This window comes from Flavobacterium sp. AC105, from assembly GCF_979258495.1.
In genome coordinates this window covers 2,323,203-2,339,631 of record NZ_OZ409860.1, presented here as the reverse complement: position 1 = coordinate 2,339,631, position 16,429 = coordinate 2,323,203, and the positions used below count along the sequence as shown (strand labels likewise).

Here is a 16,429-nt window from a genome sequence, read left to right as displayed (position 1 = left end):
TACGCTTCAACTGCGACCTGAAAGGTTTTAAAAACTGTCAGGTCTAAACCTTTTTTAATTTAAAACCTGACTTAATTTATAAGCAATTCCCATTTCCAATCCTCTTAATTCAGCCAAACCTTTTAATCTTCCCACAAGAGAATAACCCGGATATGTTTCTGTTTTTTCATCAACGGCATGCAGGAAACCGTGATCCGGACGCATGGGCAAACTCACTTTTCTTTGATTCATTAATAGTAATAATTTTTCTACAATGACTTCCATTTTGGTATCTCCTTTTAAATGCTCCGATTCCCTGAAAATGTCTTCGCTTTCGCGGAATGTATTTCTTAAATGCAAAAAGTGAATTCTGTCTCCAAAATCATCAATTATTTTTTCCAGATTATTGTTCGCATTTGCGCCCAAAGAACCCGTGCAATAACACAATCCATTTGCGTTTAGCGGAACTGCTTCAAAAATTGCCTTCATATCATTTTCCGTAGAAACAATTCTTGGCAATCCCAAAACCGAAAACGGCGGATCATCAGGATGAATCGCTAATTTTGAGCCTAATTTTTCAGCAATTGGAGCTACTTCTGATAAAAAATAAATCAGGTTTTCTCTTAGTTTTTCGTTGTCGATATCAGCGTAATTATCCAATAACGAAAGAATTTGTTCTGCCGTAAAATTGATTTTACTTCCCGGCAATCCTAACAGCACATTTTTGAATAATAATGCTTTTTCATCTTCAGAAAGTTTGTTTCCGAATGCTAAAGCTTTTTGTTTTTCTTTTTCCGAATAATCGTTTTCAGAATTTGGTCTTTTTAAAAGATAAACATCAAAATAAGTAAACGCTTCCTGATTGTATAACAAGGCTTTACTTCCGTCTTCGTTGATAAAATTATGATTCGTCCGAACCCAGTCTAAAATGGGCATAAAATTATATGTGATGATTTTTATCCCACAATCCGACAAGTTTTTTAAACTAATTTTATAGTTTTCTATGTATTGCTGATAATTTCCACTCGCTCTTTTAATTTCTTCGTGAACCGGCAAACTTTCTACAACAGCCCATTCTAAACCTGCATTTTTAATGATTTGCTGTCTTTCTTTTATATCCTCAATAGTCCAGATATCGCCAACCGGAATTTGGTGCAAAGCCGTTACAATTCCGGTTGCTCCGGCTTGCTTTATATCTATTAATGTTACAGGATCCTGAGGGCCAAACCAACGCATGGTTTGCTGCATTTTTATCATGATACTTATTCTTTTCGATTAAAAACCAATGCTGTTTCCGCCATCAACAGGCAAAATAGTTCCGGTTGTAAATTTTGATTCATTTGATGCAAAATAAAAAACCGCATCTGCAATATCTGATGGTTCCCCTAAAATTCCCATTGGCGTTCTGCCCAATACTTTATTTTTTCGTTCAGGATCGCTGTCTAATGCTTTTGCCGACATTTTGGTTTTGATAAATCCCGGCGCAACGCAATTGACGCGAATTCCAAACTGTGCCAATTCTACCGCCATTGCCCGTGTCATTGATTCGATCGCACCTTTACTTGCCGAATAAGCAATCACTTTTGGAATACCATATTGAGATGCCATCGAACTAATATTAACGATATTTCCTCCGTTATTTTCTTTCATATTTTTTACAACTGCTTTACTCACAGCAAAAACACTCAAAAGATTGGTGTGAATTATCGATAGAAAATCTTCATCGGTTACGTCCAGAAATTCTTTTTTAAGATTGATTCCGGCATTGTTTACCAAAATATCGATTGCATTGTCTTTTGTCAAATTTTCGATCATGGCGGGAATTCCCGCGATATCATTTAAATCAAATAAAACCGGAATTGCATTTTCGCCAATTTCCGCGCAGGCTTCTTCTGTTTTTTCTTTTGATCTTCCAATTATATACGTTTTGATGCCGTTATCACATAATTTCTTCGCGGTTGCAAAACCCAAACCCGAATTTCCTCCGGTTACAATGGCCGTTTTTGTATTCATATTCTTTTATTTATATATTAATTTCCAGGTGCAAACGGAAATTTTAATGATTTGAAATACTCTAAAGTTTGTGTTGGTTTTTCTACTCCAACCGGTAATTCTTTACCTGAAAATTGCTGAAAATAAAGCAAACAGGCATCGCGCCACCATTTTGCTTCTTTATACTGAATAGCTAACAGCATTTGAACTTCTTTAAAACGTTCAGCATCAACATATTTTTCGGTTTTATTCCACGTATTTTGCATTTCCTTAACCTGATTTACGCCTTCCTGATATTTCAATGCAAGACCATTCCAAAGTGTTTGGCCGTTTTTGAGTTTATAATCCCAGGAAACATGATGAAACCATAATAAATCTGTTTCGGGACACGTTTCCAGACTATCAAAAAGTTTCTCAACTTCCGGCGCATATTGGGCGGTTGCATTTGTTCCGTTTTTTGATCTGTCGAAACCAATTCCGTTTTTATCTGCTTTATGATAATACGTCGGATTCCATTCTGGTCTTGACAAATTCGAAACCCACGGACCAGGACCGTAATGATGTCCCGTATCCATAATATGATGCAAACCAAGCGGCGCCATATAATTTACGACTGCTTCACGCGATTTTATCATCATTTCCTTAACAGGTTTTATAAAGTTTTCATCGTTCGAAAAAGTACATTTCAACCATTCATCTGCAATCGTTTCAGCATGTAAATAAGGATTCCACGCCAATCTCCCGAAACCGTACCAATTTGCCTGCGCAAAAGGATGTCCGGTCCAGTTGAGATCATTCCCTATATTCGAAACGCCAGCAATTCCGGTAAGTTTATGTGGATATAAAGTTCCGTCAACGACTTTTGCAACCGTCGAACCTTTGCCTTTTTGATAGCTATCAGATTCTAAAACTTCCTGAAATAATTTTGGCAGGAAAACCAAATGTGTACTAAAACCTAAATATTCCTGTGTAATTTGAAACTCCATCATAATTGGCGTTTTCGGCATGGCACCAAATAACGGATGAAAAGGTTCTCTTGGCTGAAAATCTATCGCGCCATTTTTTACCTGAACGATTACATTGTCCTTGAATTTTCCGTCATACGGCTGAAATTCGGCGAAAGCCTGTTTTGCCCTGTCATTTGCATCATGTTCCGAATACACAAACGCGCGCCACATAATTACACCTCCAAAAGGCGCTACAGCATCTGCCAGCATATTCGCGCCATCAACATGATCTCGTCCATAATTTTGCGGACCCGGCTGACCTTCTGAATTTGCTTTTACCAGAAATCCTCCAAAATCAGGAATTCTTTTATAGATTTCTTTGGCTTTATCTTTCCACCAATTGGCTACAGCAGCATCTTTTGGATCGGCCGTTTTTAAGCCTCCAATTTCTATTGGTGCCGAAAATCGTGCTGTTAAATACACTTTTATTCCGTAAGGCCTAAATACATTTGCAAGAGCTTCTACTTTCTCTAAATATTGCGGCGTTAAGATCAGGGCATTTGCATTTACGTTGGTCAAAACCGTTCCGTTTATTCCAATTGAAGCATTTGCGCGGGCATAATCTATATAACGCTGATCGATAAAATCAGGTAATTTTTGCCAATTCCATAATGAAAATCCTGCGTAACCGCGTTCTACAGTTCGGTCTAAATTATCCCAATGATTTAAGATTCGGATATTTGTTTTGGGCGAATCAACGATATTTAAATTTGAGATTGATGTATTGGTCTGAATTAATCTCAAGAAACTGTAAACGCCGTATAAAACACTAACGTCTTTTTTTCCTGTAATGATAATCTGCTTTTTATTTTTTATCGAAATGGATTTTATAATAAAACCTTCGTCATTTATTTTATTAAAATCAGATTCTATTTCTTTTTGAATTTCTGAATCTAAAGATGATTTCGAGCCTATAATTATGTTGTTCTCGCCTTCTATTTTTGATTTGATTTGAATTTTATTTCCTAACATAGTATTCAAACCTGTTTCTAATTCATCAGTGCTAATTTTTATGGTTTCAGAATTCCCAGCAGCAACAATTCCCTGAATAACAGCATTATAATCTGAAACAATTTTAGCATTGGTTATCTTATTATATTGAAGCCATAATTTATAATCCTTTTGGGCAGATGCCTGCCAAGAAATCGCAAAAAGCAATATGATAATTTGTAAGGACGTATTTCTTATGTATTTCATTATGGTTTCAATATTTTTATTTAAATACAAATCAGCAATTTTCTTATTTATAAAAGCATTTGATAAAATTATATCCTAAAAAATACATTATTAGAAATAAAACAACAATTGCAATCGGTTGCGTAAAAATATAGTATTGTTATTTAAGAAAAAAATTTTTGTTGTATTTTTTTATGAAAAAATAAAATGACAGAAATTGAAGGATTAAATGAAAATTAAATTATTTCATATAAAATATCGACACCGATATTCCTTAGAGACGTACAACTGTGCGTCTACACACAGTTTTGACGTAATGTAAAACACGAAATAAAATTACGGAATATTAGAAACGGAATATTAGGACGTAGACGCACTGCTGTGCGCCTCTACAGATAAATTCGGGAGGGAATATTTGGGGTAATTAATAAATTGAAATAAATAATCTGTTTGATTTGCCATACAGATATTCCGTAACCACACAGACCATGCCTACAAGGTTTTGAAAACCTTGCAGGAAACGGATTTAAGAAATTAATGCTTTTCTATCAGAAGATTCACGTGCCAGAACTTCTGTATTTAAAAATGTGATTTCTTTGGCATCATCATTTTTAGAGGATTTTAGGTTTTTGATGATAATTTCGGCTGCAGCCTTACCCATTTTTTCTGCGGGATGTGTAATTGTAGATATATTAGGATCAATGATTTGAGAAATTGGGTCGTTATTAAAACCTATAATTGCAATTTCTTCGGGTACTTTTATTCCGCGTTTTTTAGCGGTTTGAACGGCGCTTACTGCAATGATATCTCCAGGTGCAAAAAGTCCGTCCGGAATTGGATCTAAATCAAATAACTGATTGCTTGCCCTTACTCCTTCTTCGTATGTAACTGATTTCAAATTAATGATTAATTCTTCATCTACAGCCAAATTATGATCTTTTAGGGCTTCTATATAACCTCTTTTCCTTTCGTTATACAGATTTCCATATTCTGATCCGGCAGTTAAATGTGCAATCCTGATACAGCCTTGTTCTATAAGATGTTTTGTGGCTTTATATCCTGCTGTATAATTGTCGATGACTACTCTAAAAGTATTATAATCCTTAGGAACCCTGTCTACAAACACAAGCGGAATGTTATTGTTTGAAAATTGCTGAAAATGAGATGTATCTCTGGTTTCCATAGCCAATGAACAAATTACGCCACTTACACGGTTGCTATATAAGGATTTAGCCATATTGACCTCTTCTTCATATGAATCGTGCGATTGCATAATTATTACCGTATAGTCTGATTTTTGAGCTGTAATTTCGATACCACTAATTAAGGAGGATAAAAAGGGCTGTGTTACGGTTGGAATCAAAACGCCAATTGTTTTGGTTTTGTTGCCACGCAAACCGGCGGCTAAAGTGTTGGGAACAAAACCCATTTCTTCAGCTGTTTTTTTTACTTTCTTTATCGTTTTATCACTAATCGTGTGATGATCTTTTAAAGCTCTTGAGATTGTTGAGGTAGCCAGATTTAGCCTTTCAGCAATATCGTAAATCGTTACATGTTTATTTTCTTCCATGAAATAACTAATATGAGATGTAAATATAAACTATTTTATGACAACACAATCTTATTGAAATCAGCCTTCGTTTTTCAATTAATGTTCAACTTTACAATTACCTGCAAATTTATCTAAAAAATAAAAACGCCTCATTATCTGAGGCGTTTTCTTTGTCATGTTTTAATTAATGGTGATGATCGTCGTGACCATGATTCTGATCATTATGGGAATGTTCCTTTGATTTCCCGTGCTTGTCGTTTTTTTGTTTATCCTTGTTATTTGATTTATATTTTTTATCCGGTTTTGGACCTCTGTTTTGTTGAGGTTTTCCGTGATATCCCTGCGGATAACTGGCTCTGTGTTTTGCATGATAATAATACGGAGCATCTCCTCTGTAATCATTTAAAACTACTTTATAACCTCCGTAAAGATCATATTGTCTGTATTTTGACGGAAGTCTTGTTTCACGAACCCATCTGCCATTATTATCATAAATAAACTGGCTTTGGGCAACGTCGTAATATGTGTCGATATCCGGTAAATAGTAATATCTGCTGTTGTCATTTCCTTGCGGACCCCAATTTGGCGGTGTACCAATATTTACATTGATCGAAACTTGCGCTTGTGCAAAAACACTCATCAAGAGTATTAATGCGAATCCTAATTTTTTCATTGTTGTGGTATTAAATATTAATGTTATTGGATACTAAGCTAAAGTAGTGCCATTTATTTTCTTTTTCACTATCCATTATATGAAATCGCCATTCCAATCGACGAAAAGCACTTCTTAACCGACATAAAGCTAAAAAAAAACGCCTCAAATAATGAGGCGCTCTTCGTTTCAACAATTTTAATTAACAATGCAGGTTATTTTTATTATTTCCATCCTCCGCCTAAAGCGCGATACAAATCAACAACAGCTTGCAATTTTTGTAAATTATCATTTACACCGCTTAACTGTGCTGCTAAAAGATTTTGTTCTGATGTTAATACATCTGTATAATTGGTAGCCGAGCTATATTCTAAAAGCTGCTGCGTAAAGTCAACCGCTTTTGTCAGGGCTTCGATTTGTTTTTCTCTTGAATCTTCTTTTTCAACTGCCATTTCATATGCATACAAAGCATTTGAAACTTCCTGACCCGCAATTAATAAACTTTGTTGAAAATTATTCAGCGCCTGAACTTGTCTTGATTGTGCTGTTGTTAATCTGGCTTTATTTAATCCCTGATTAAAAAGCGGCTGTGTCAATCCTCCTATTAAGGAATAAAAAACAGAATTCGTAAAGAAATCCGTTAATTGAAGGTTCGAAAAACCACCGCTTGCAGTCAATGTCAAACTAGGATAAAAATATGTTTTTGCCATATTTGTATTTTCGAAAGCTGTTCTGAAATTAAATTCTGCCTGACGAACATCCGGACGATTTTCTAATAATTGGGCCGGCAAACCGATCTCCAGTTTTTCAGGAATTACCTGATTTCCTAACGTTCCTCTGTCAATAGCTTGAGGTTCTTGTCCTAAAAGAATATTCAATGCATTTTCGGTTTCACGAATGTTTCTTTTTAAATCCGGAATCAATACTTCGGCTGCATGCTGATTGGCTTCACTTTGCACTACTGATGCTCCGGTAACAATTGCGCCTTCTTTTAAAGCTTTGATAACTTCAACATTTTTGATACGGCTTTCCAAAGTTGCTTTTGTGATTTCTAATTGTTTGTCATACGCCAGCAATAAAAAATAATTGTTGGCAATATCCGAAATCAATTGCGTCTGAATTGCTTGTTTTGCAGCATCTGTAGCAAGATAAGTTGCCAGGGCAGCTCTTTTAGAACTGCTTAGTTTTCCCCAAATATCTGCTTCCCAGGAAGTACTTAAACCTAATTTATAGGTCGTCGTTAAGGTGTTGATATTAATTCCTGCCGGAAAATTCAAACCGGCTTGAGACTGTTTATTACGCGTTACATTGGCATCCGCATTTAATGTTGGATAATAGGCTAATTTACTTTGTTGTAAAGCCGCATGCGACTGAACGATATTTTCTATGGCATTTTTAAGATCAAGGTTCTGATCTAATCCTTTTTGGATTAAAGCATTCAGTTTCTCATCTTTAAAAACACTTTGCCAGGGCATATTGGCGATCGTAGTCGAATCGGCGGAAGCCTGATCACGATACAGCTTATCTGTAGAAAATGTTGTGGGGCGTTCGTATTTTTTGGTAACACAGGCACTTAAAAGTGTGGCTGCAACTACCATTATTATATATTTATTTGAACTGTGAGTCATCTCTGTCTTAATTAAATTATTACTCTTTGTGAGCTTCTATCAGTTGTACTTCCTCATCATCATCGTCATCGTCATAACCTTCTTTTGCCGGACCACTAATTTTTTCCTGTAAAGTCTGGAAAATGATAAACAATATTGGAATAACAAATACTCCCAGAATGGTTCCGATTAACATACCTCCAACTGCTCCGGTACCAATTGATTTGTTTCCGACAGCTCCTGCACCTGTAGCAAACATTAAAGGAACAAGTCCTAAAATAAAAGCGAATGAGGTCATTAAAATTGGTCGTAAACGAGCTACAGCCCCTTCAACTGCGGCTTGCACGATTGGCATTCCTTTTCGTCTTCTTTCCAAAGCAAATTCGACAATCAAAATACCGTTCTTGGCCAGCAATCCAATCAACATGATTAAAGAAATCTGCAGGTAAATATTACTGTTTAATTTGAATATAATCGAGAACAAATAAGCTCCTGCAAGTCCAAACGGAATTGATAACAATACGGCAAATGGCAATATATAACTCTCATATTGTGCACTTAACAAGAAGTAAACAAAGACAAGACATAATATAAAGATGAAAATAGTTTCACTTCCTGATGCTAATTCTTCACGTGTTAATCCTGAGAATTCATAACCATAACCTGCCGGCAGTTCTTCTGCTGCAACTTCCTGAATCGCTTTAATGGCATCTCCGGAACTAAAACCCGGATTTGGAGCTCCTGTAATCGCAATAGAAGAGAAAAGGTTAAATCTCGAAATAGATTCCGGTCCAAAAACCCTTGTCATTTTTACAAATTCTGTAATTGGTGCCATTGTTCCTGCACTGTTTCTAACAAAAATTTTATTCAGTCCTTCTGTATTTGTACGGAATTCCGGTGAAGCCTGGATCATGACACGGTATTGTTTTCCGAATTTATTGAAATTCGAAGCATACAAACCTCCATAATATCCTTGCATTGTCGACAAAATCGTATTAACGGGAATACCAGCGTCTTTCGCTTTTGCCAGGTTAATTTCCATCATATATTGAGGAAAACCCGGATTAAATGGCGTTGTTGCGTATTGTATTTCGGGACGTTTTGAGAGCTTTTCTAAAAATTCATTATTTACTTTAAAGAAATCTGCTGTTGTATGTCCTCCTTTATCCTGCAATTGGAATTCGAATCCACCACTTTGTCCAAATCCTGAAATTGTTGGCGGCGAAATAAAGAAAATATTAGCTTCACGAATACCGCTAGTTTTGGCAAAAAGCTGACCAATTACATCATTTACACTTAAATCACGTTTATCCCATGTTTCTAATTTTACAATAACCATACTGTATGCACTTCCCGCTCCTGCCGTAAAATTTTGCCCCACAATACGCAGCGTATTTTTAACTCCAGGAATTGTCTTGGCGATGCTGTCTACTTTTTTGGCTATTATATCAGAACGTTCCATAGAAGCCGATGGCGGTAAACTAATATTTGCAAAAACAGTTCCCTGATCTTCGGCAGGAACGAAAGCTGATGGCGTAGTTTTCATCATGTAAAATAATGCTGTACCCGCAATAACAATTGCCGTCAATACAATCCATTTTTTAACCGAAAGAAATTGAACTGATCTTTTATACTTGCCGGTTACATTATCAAATGCAACGTTAAACGAAGTGTAAAATCTTTGAATAAAACTTTTATGCTTATGATCGTCTGCATGTGGTTTTAAAAGTAAGGCACACAATGCCGGACTTAAAGTTAATGCATTAATTGCCGAAAGAATAATCGCAACCGCTAATGTAATACCAAATTGTTTATAGAAAACCCCGGTAGAACCGGTGATAAATGTTACCGGAATAAATACCGCAGCCATAACCAGCGTGATCGAAATAATCGCACCAGAAATTTCATCCATCGCGTCAATTGTGGCTTTTTTAGACGATTTATAACCATGGTCCAGTTTGGCGTGCACGGCCTCGACGACGACAATAGCATCATCGACGACAATACCAATGGCCAGAACCATTGCAAAAAGTGTCAATAAGTTAATCGTAAACCCAAATAAACTAAGGAAGAAAAATGTTCCCACAATCGCAACCGGAACTGCAATCGCCGGAATTAAGGTTGATCTGAAATCCTGCAAAAAGATAAAAACCACAATAAAAACCAATATAAAAGCTTCAATCAAAGTATGAATTACTTTTTCGATAGAAGCATCCAGGTTTTCGTTAACGTCTACAAGAATCGTATATTTTACTCCTTTTGGAAAATCTTTTACGGCTTGTTCAATCAGTTTTTTAGAATTATTGATTACATCACGCGCATTTGATCCCGGAGTCTGGCTAATAGCCATCGCTGCAGATTCTACGCCGTTTGTTTTAATTGTTGAAGAATAACTTAAAGATCCAAGTTCTACTTTTGCAACATCTTTTAAGCGAAGCATTTGTCCGTTTCCGATGGATTTTATGATGATATCACCAAACTCTTTTTCGCTGGTTAAACGTCCTTTGTATTTAATTACATATTGAAAAGCCTGATTTCCGTTCTCACCAAATTTACCTGGTGCCGCTTCTATATTTTGTTCTGCCAAAGCAGCCGAAACATCACTTGGAATCAGTTTGTATTGCTGCATGACATCCGGTTTTAGCCAGATTCTCATTGAGTAATCTTTTGCACCAAAAACGGTTACATCTCCAACTCCAACCACACGCTGAATTTGAGGAACAAGATTAATTTTGGCATAATTTTGAAGGAAAGTCTGATCGTAAGCCGGATCATCACTGTATAAAGAGAAAATCAACAAGTTACTACTCTGGCTTTTTGTAACCGTAACACCGGCCTGAGTTACCTCTACAGGCAATAAACTGGTAGCTCTGGAAACCCTGTTCTGAACGTTTACTGCTGCTAAATCAGGATTTGTTCCTACTTTAAAAAATATTTTTATAGAAGCATTACCGTCATTCGTTGCTGTAGATGTCATGTAAGTCATGTTTTCTACACCATTAATTTGCTCTTCAAGCGGAATTACGATACTTTTTAATACCACATCAGCGTTGGCTCCCGTATAACTTGCAGAAACGTTTACTGTTGGCGGGGCAATATCAGGATATTGAGAAATAGGCAGCTCAATAAGTCCTAAAACTCCCAGAATGACAATAATAACAGATATTACTGTCGAAAGTACAGGTCTTTGTATGAATATTTTAAACATTTTTTTCTTATTTTAGGTCAGCATAAACCGTTTCCTGACTTTGATTTTGAGATTTGATTTGGCTTCCGTCTTTTAAAGATGCTACACCTTCTAAAACAATTTGATCTCCTGTTTTTAATCCTTCTGTTACAACATAATAGTTTCCGGCAGAATTTTCTAAAACCTTAATATTGACATTTTTAGTTTTTCCGTCTTTTCCAACTGTAACTGCAAATATCTTGTCCTGAAGCTCGAAAGTGGCGCTTTGCGGAATCAATAGTTTTTCGTCTATTTCTTTTGGAATTTTTACTGTTGCGCTGCTTCCGCTTCTGATGATTCCTTTTGGATTAGGGAAACGCGCTCTAAAAGTAACCGAACCTGTTTCTGTATTGATTAATCCGTTTACGGTTTCAATATATCCTTTTTCAGCATACATAGAACCATCTGAAAGCAATAAGGAAACGGCTGGCATTTTTTTGATTACCTGAACTAATGAAGATCCGGGAGCAGAATTTTGAGTAAAGTTTAAAAGCATTTTTTCATTCAATGCAAAATAAGCATAAACGTTGCCAATACTCGAAACGGTAGTTAAAGGTTCTGCAGTTGATGAACCTACTAAACTTCCTAAACGAAACGGAATCGAACCTACAACGCCATTAACCGGACTTGTTACTGTTGTGTATCCTAAATTTGTTTTGGCATTTACCAATGCTGCATTTGCCTGCGCTAACGAAGCTACAGCAGATTCATATGTAAATTGCGCCGACTCTAAATCGTATTTGCTGATAATTCCTTTTTCTACAAGTGGCTTCACTTTATTTACAGCTAATTTTGCTGCGCTTACATCTGCCTGTGCACTTTTTATACTTGCAGATGCCGTACGAACCTCCTGCTCATATTCCGGCGCACTAATTTTAAACAAAGGCTGTCCTGCTTTGACAACAGCACCTTCATCAACAAAAATCTTATCGATATATCCTTCTACTCTTGGGCGGATTTCTATATTTTGCTGTCCCTGAATCGTTGCGGGAAAATCAGTATATAAGGTCGCTGATTTAGGCTCTAAGGTTAACGTTTTATATTCTTTAACTTGCGGTGCACCTCCGGCCTGAGCCGCTTTATCATTTTTGTTACCACACGATACGATGATAACTGATGCTGCGAGAATGCTTAAAAAGGATTGCTTATTCATTGTCAAAAATGTGTAATTATCTATTTATATACGTACAAAAGAACTAAAATATCACAAACAAAATTTTTTCAATAGACGAAGGCCTAGAGAGAATCGATAGATATAACATAAGAGCCGATAGAAATTTATTTGCTAATATCTTCGCATTTAAGGGCAGTCTCGTCGGTTCTAAAATGGTTTTTAAGGATTCTGATTCTATTTTGGGCGATTGATTTTATATCTTATATAAATATAATGTAATATTGCCATAAAATCACAAACAATATGGCACCCAATTTTTTTAAACCATATATATTCACAGGATTACATATTCTTGCCTGGTTATTATTAGGATTTACTTTGCTGTTCTATATCCCCTTGACATGGAATATTGTTTTGCCAACGATATTTTGGTTGTGGCAATCGATCGTGTTGTTTTTTATGATTGTTATTTTTTATTCTAATGCACAGCTAATTGTTCCAAGAACCATTATAAAAGATAAAATAAGTCCCTTTTTCATCTGGGCGTTTTTTACCATTTTTATTATGCAGCTTATTGCGTATGTCTACAATTACAACACCGATTTGCACAATAAACTGGCCATAATATTAGGTTTTAAAAAATACCGAAATGATTATTTCGACAATTACGTTTTCACGATAAGCCTATTGGTTTTAGGAATTAGCACGAGCTGGGCCATGCTGCAGCACTGGCAAAAAGCGGCACAGCACAAACAAAAACTGGAACAGGACAAAACCATGGCCGAATTGGCGATGTTGAAAGCCCAGATTAATCCGCATTTTTTCTTTAATTCACTAAATAGTATTTATTCGCTTACATACACTAATATCGAAGATTCAAGAAAGGCGCTCCATACTTTAAGCCGCATGATGCGATACCTTCTTTATAGCACCGAAGGCGAAAGAACATCATTGCTTAAAGAAGTCGAATTCATGAAAGATTTTATAGCACTGATGAAACTTCGTGCCAATAGCAAATTAACTATTACCACAGATATTCCGGAAAAGATCCAGGATTATCCAATTGTTCCCATGTTGCTGCTGCCTTTAGTAGAAAATGCTTTTAAACACGGCGTACATGCCACGGATAAAAGTGAAATACATATTACGCTTAAGCAAAAGGAAACTAATCTTGAATTTGAAGTTGAGAATACTTTTTTTGAAAAAACTTCGACATCAGATCAGGGCGGAATTGGGTTAACGAATACCAAACGCAGATTGCATTTAATTTATCCGCACAGGCATAATATGACATGCGGTGTCGATCAAAACGGAAAGTACAAAGTAAATCTGCAAATAACTTTAGAACAATGATTGTATTAAAATGTATAGCAGTAGATGATGAACCATTAGCCTTAAAACTTGTTGAAACGTTCATAGAGCAAACGCCATTTTTGCAATTGGCGTGCAGTTGCGATAACGCCGTCGAAGCCATGAGCCTGATACGCGAACAACAGCCGGATATTGTTTTCCTGGATATCAATATGCCCAATTTAACAGGAATGGAACTCGCCAGACTTTTGCAGGAACAGCCCGGACCATTGCCTAAAATTATTTTTACAACAGCTTATAATCATTATGCTATTGAAGGTTACAGGGTTAATGCCGTAGATTATCTTTTAAAACCTTTTAGTTACGAAGAATTTTTACGCGCCGCCAACAAAGTATTGCAATTGTCTGAAGAAGCTTCAAATCAATTTCATTCGCTTGCTGCAGATGACGAATTTATCTTTTTGAAGGTAGAATACCAATGGGTCAGGATTTCCTTAAAAGACATTTTATATATCGAAAGTTTAAAAGATTATGTGAAGGTCCATCTTGAAGATACGCAAAAATCAGTAATGTCATTGATTTCGCTTAAAGCACTGGAAGAAAAATTACCGGCATCAAAATTTATGCGAATCAATCGTTCGTTTATTGTGTCATTAGAAAAGATAAATTCTATAAGCAAAAACTCAATTTTCATCAATAAAACCGAAATAACGGTTGGCGAACAATACAAAGAAACATTTAAAACTATAGTTGAAAAATGGTTGAAATGATGAATTAACATTTTCCGAAAAGTCTCAGCGAGACATCATATTTGTAGAAAATTAATACATATTGGCAGCAGAACCCTATCAGGGTGAAATATTTCTTGTTGAATATCGCTCTGATGGAGCTTTAACAATACGATATAAAATAACTATAAATATGACACTCCGATGGAGTTATTTTTTTAAACATCTTATAAAAAAAATTGAATACAAGCACTTTGATATATTTTAAACCCCAAATAAATCTAAATATCACATGGAAAAAAGATCAAACAAATATTATCTGACTTTAAGCCTGAAAGAATACGCAAACGGCGAAACAGAACCAGCCAAAGAACTTGGATTAGAATTTACTAATCACGATGAAATATTTGGCATTATTGAAAGAATAAGAGCGAAAAACATTTTTGAAAGTGATTCTGAAGCTGCACAATTTGCACTTGGATTGAAATTGTTTAGCGAAATAAAACTAAAACATCGTAACAATCCACTTTTTGAAGAACTCAACGAAGTGTTTCCAGTTTTTATGAAGAAATTAAAAAGTTTATAAAATAAAAAGTGCTGAGTCAGATGATTCAGCACTTTTTTAAATTAACCACTATTACAAATTATATCTCTTTTAAAACCTCAGGATATTTCTGGTAAGTTTCCCAAAGCAATTCTCCAAACAATGTATTTGACCAGGCAAACCAGGATCTCGAAAAGTTTTTAGGATTGTCTTTATGAAACGATTCGTGCATAAAACCGGTATCACCATGCGTGGTTTTCAGCATTTTGATACATTCTTTTATTTCCTGCGGATTTGAACTTGTCAGGGCTTTCATGGTGATTGACATCGGCCAAATCATATCCATTCCTACGTGCGGTCCGCCAATTCCTTCGGCAGCAGAACCTTTAAAGAAGAAAGGATTTTCTTTTGACCAGACAAAATTTCGCGTGTTTTGATAAATAGGATCTTTTGCATCAATAGCATTTAAATACGGCAACGAAAGCAAACTTGGCACATTCGCATCATCCATTAAAAGGTGATTTCCAAAACCGTCAATTTCAAACGCATAAATATCCCCATGTTTGGGATGTTTTACAATACCGTGCTCTTGTATTGCTTTTTCTACTTCAACACCCAAGGCTTTTAATTCTTCCGCTAAAGCGTTATCTTTTTTGATTTCGCGCATCATTTCTGAAGATTGTTTTAAACTAACCGCCGCAAAAAAGTTAGACGGAATCAAAAATGAAAATACCGTAGCATCATCACTCGGCCTGAAAGCAGAGCAAATTAAACCAACCGGATTCACCGGATATCCGTACCCTTCAAGAGCGCGTGTATCCGTAGCTTTTGAAGTTTCTCTTTGAAAATGATACGCACCTTTATCTTTCTTTTGCTGCTGATCTTTAAAAACTTTCAGAATTTCCTGAATCGCTTTTTTCCAGTTTTCATCAAAAGGAGAAACATCTCCGGTCGTTTTCCAGTAATTATAGCCTAACCTGATTGGATAACACAACGAATCGATCTCGTATTTTCGTTCGTGAACGCCCGGTTTCATATCGGTTAAATCCGTTGTCCACTCCCCTTTTTTATTCGGATCATTATAGAACGCATTTGCATACGGATCTTTCAAAATGTATTGCGTTTGTCTGTTGATAACGCCGGCAATCAGATTTTTTAGTTTTTCATCTTTGGCTACAAAAGCCATATACGGCCAAACCTGAGCCGAACTGTCTCGCAGCCACATCGCATCAATATCGCCTGTAATTACGTAGGTATCCGGTCTTCCGTTTTGCACAGAATACGTTACCGTTGTGTCAAGTGTATTGGGGAAACAGTTGTTGAACAACCACGAAAGTTCCTGATCTTTTACATTTTTTGTAAACTCTTTTATGGCATTTTCAATGATAGTACTTTCAAAATTTCTTTTGCCTTTTAAAGGTCTTACAACCGGAAAATCTTTTAATGAAAATGATAATTCGTTTGCAAACAATTCAGATGGATTAACTAACATTAAACTTCCAAATAAAGCTGAATTTCTAATAAATTTTCTTCTTTGCATA

Annotated in this window: 12 protein-coding genes; 3 read left to right on the top strand and 9 right to left on the bottom strand. The window is 35.9% G+C overall.

Features of this window, described 5'->3' with window-relative positions:
* Positions 1–54 precede the first annotated feature (54 nt).
* The 8 genes from uxuA to ACZ0AH_RS09960 form a co-directional block, all read right to left on the bottom strand.
* The gene (gene uxuA / locus ACZ0AH_RS09995) at positions 55–1,236 is read right to left on the bottom strand and encodes a mannonate dehydratase (RefSeq protein WP_463475653.1); all 1,182 of its coding nucleotides are present in this window, start codon (positions 1,234–1,236) and stop codon (positions 55–57) included.
* 18 nt (positions 1,237–1,254) lie between these two features.
* The gene (locus ACZ0AH_RS09990) at positions 1,255–1,992 is read right to left on the bottom strand and encodes an SDR family NAD(P)-dependent oxidoreductase (protein ID WP_463475652.1); all 738 of its coding nucleotides are present in this window, start codon (positions 1,990–1,992) and stop codon (positions 1,255–1,257) included.
* A gap of 17 nt (positions 1,993–2,009) precedes the next feature.
* Positions 2,010–4,175 (bottom strand): alpha-glucuronidase family glycosyl hydrolase, encoded by a 2,166-nt coding sequence (locus ACZ0AH_RS09985; protein WP_463475651.1) that lies wholly within the window; start codon positions 4,173–4,175, stop codon positions 2,010–2,012.
* A gap of 505 nt (positions 4,176–4,680) precedes the next feature.
* Entirely contained in the window at positions 4,681–5,724 is a 1,044-nt protein-coding gene (locus tag ACZ0AH_RS09980) for a LacI family DNA-binding transcriptional regulator (protein ID WP_463475650.1), read from the bottom strand.
* A gap of 166 nt (positions 5,725–5,890) precedes the next feature.
* Positions 5,891–6,379, bottom strand: a complete 489-nt coding sequence (locus ACZ0AH_RS09975) for a hypothetical protein (protein ID WP_463475649.1) — start codon at positions 6,377–6,379, stop codon at positions 5,891–5,893.
* A 203-nt stretch (positions 6,380–6,582) separates the two neighbouring features.
* Positions 6,583–7,986, bottom strand: coding sequence for an efflux transporter outer membrane subunit (locus tag ACZ0AH_RS09970; RefSeq protein ID WP_463475648.1), 1,404 nt, complete (start codon positions 7,984–7,986; stop codon positions 6,583–6,585).
* A gap of 19 nt (positions 7,987–8,005) precedes the next feature.
* Positions 8,006–11,173, bottom strand: coding sequence for an efflux RND transporter permease subunit (locus ACZ0AH_RS09965; RefSeq protein ID WP_463475647.1), 3,168 nt, complete (start codon positions 11,171–11,173; stop codon positions 8,006–8,008).
* 7 nt (positions 11,174–11,180) lie between these two features.
* The gene (locus tag ACZ0AH_RS09960) at positions 11,181–12,344 is read right to left on the bottom strand and encodes an efflux RND transporter periplasmic adaptor subunit (RefSeq protein ID WP_463475646.1); all 1,164 of its coding nucleotides are present in this window, start codon (positions 12,342–12,344) and stop codon (positions 11,181–11,183) included.
* A 264-nt stretch (positions 12,345–12,608) separates the two neighbouring features.
* Here ACZ0AH_RS09960 and ACZ0AH_RS09955 point away from each other — a divergent pair, with 264 nt between their 5' ends.
* The 3 genes from ACZ0AH_RS09955 to ACZ0AH_RS09945 all read left to right on the top strand — a co-directional run bounded on the left by ACZ0AH_RS09955 (position 12,609) and on the right by ACZ0AH_RS09945 (position 14,930).
* On the top strand, positions 12,609–13,658 hold the full coding sequence (locus ACZ0AH_RS09955; protein ID WP_463475645.1) for a sensor histidine kinase: 1,050 nt from the start codon (positions 12,609–12,611) through the stop codon (positions 13,656–13,658).
* Positions 13,655–14,386: a LytR/AlgR family response regulator transcription factor gene (locus ACZ0AH_RS09950; protein ID WP_463475644.1), complete on the top strand. Its 732-nt coding sequence runs from the start codon at positions 13,655–13,657 to the stop codon at positions 14,384–14,386. The genes ACZ0AH_RS09955 and ACZ0AH_RS09950 overlap by 4 nt, the downstream gene beginning before the upstream one ends.
* A 250-nt stretch (positions 14,387–14,636) precedes the next feature.
* Complete coding sequence (locus ACZ0AH_RS09945; RefSeq protein WP_463475643.1) at positions 14,637–14,930, top strand: DUF3861 domain-containing protein; 294 nt, start codon at positions 14,637–14,639, stop codon at positions 14,928–14,930.
* Between the two features lie 58 nt (positions 14,931–14,988).
* Here ACZ0AH_RS09945 and ACZ0AH_RS09940 read toward each other — a convergent pair whose 3' ends face one another.
* A complete protein-coding gene (locus tag ACZ0AH_RS09940; RefSeq protein ID WP_463475642.1) occupies positions 14,989–16,428 on the bottom strand; it encodes a glycoside hydrolase family 125 protein in 1,440 nt (479 codons plus the stop codon).
* Position 16,429 lies beyond the last annotated feature (1 nt).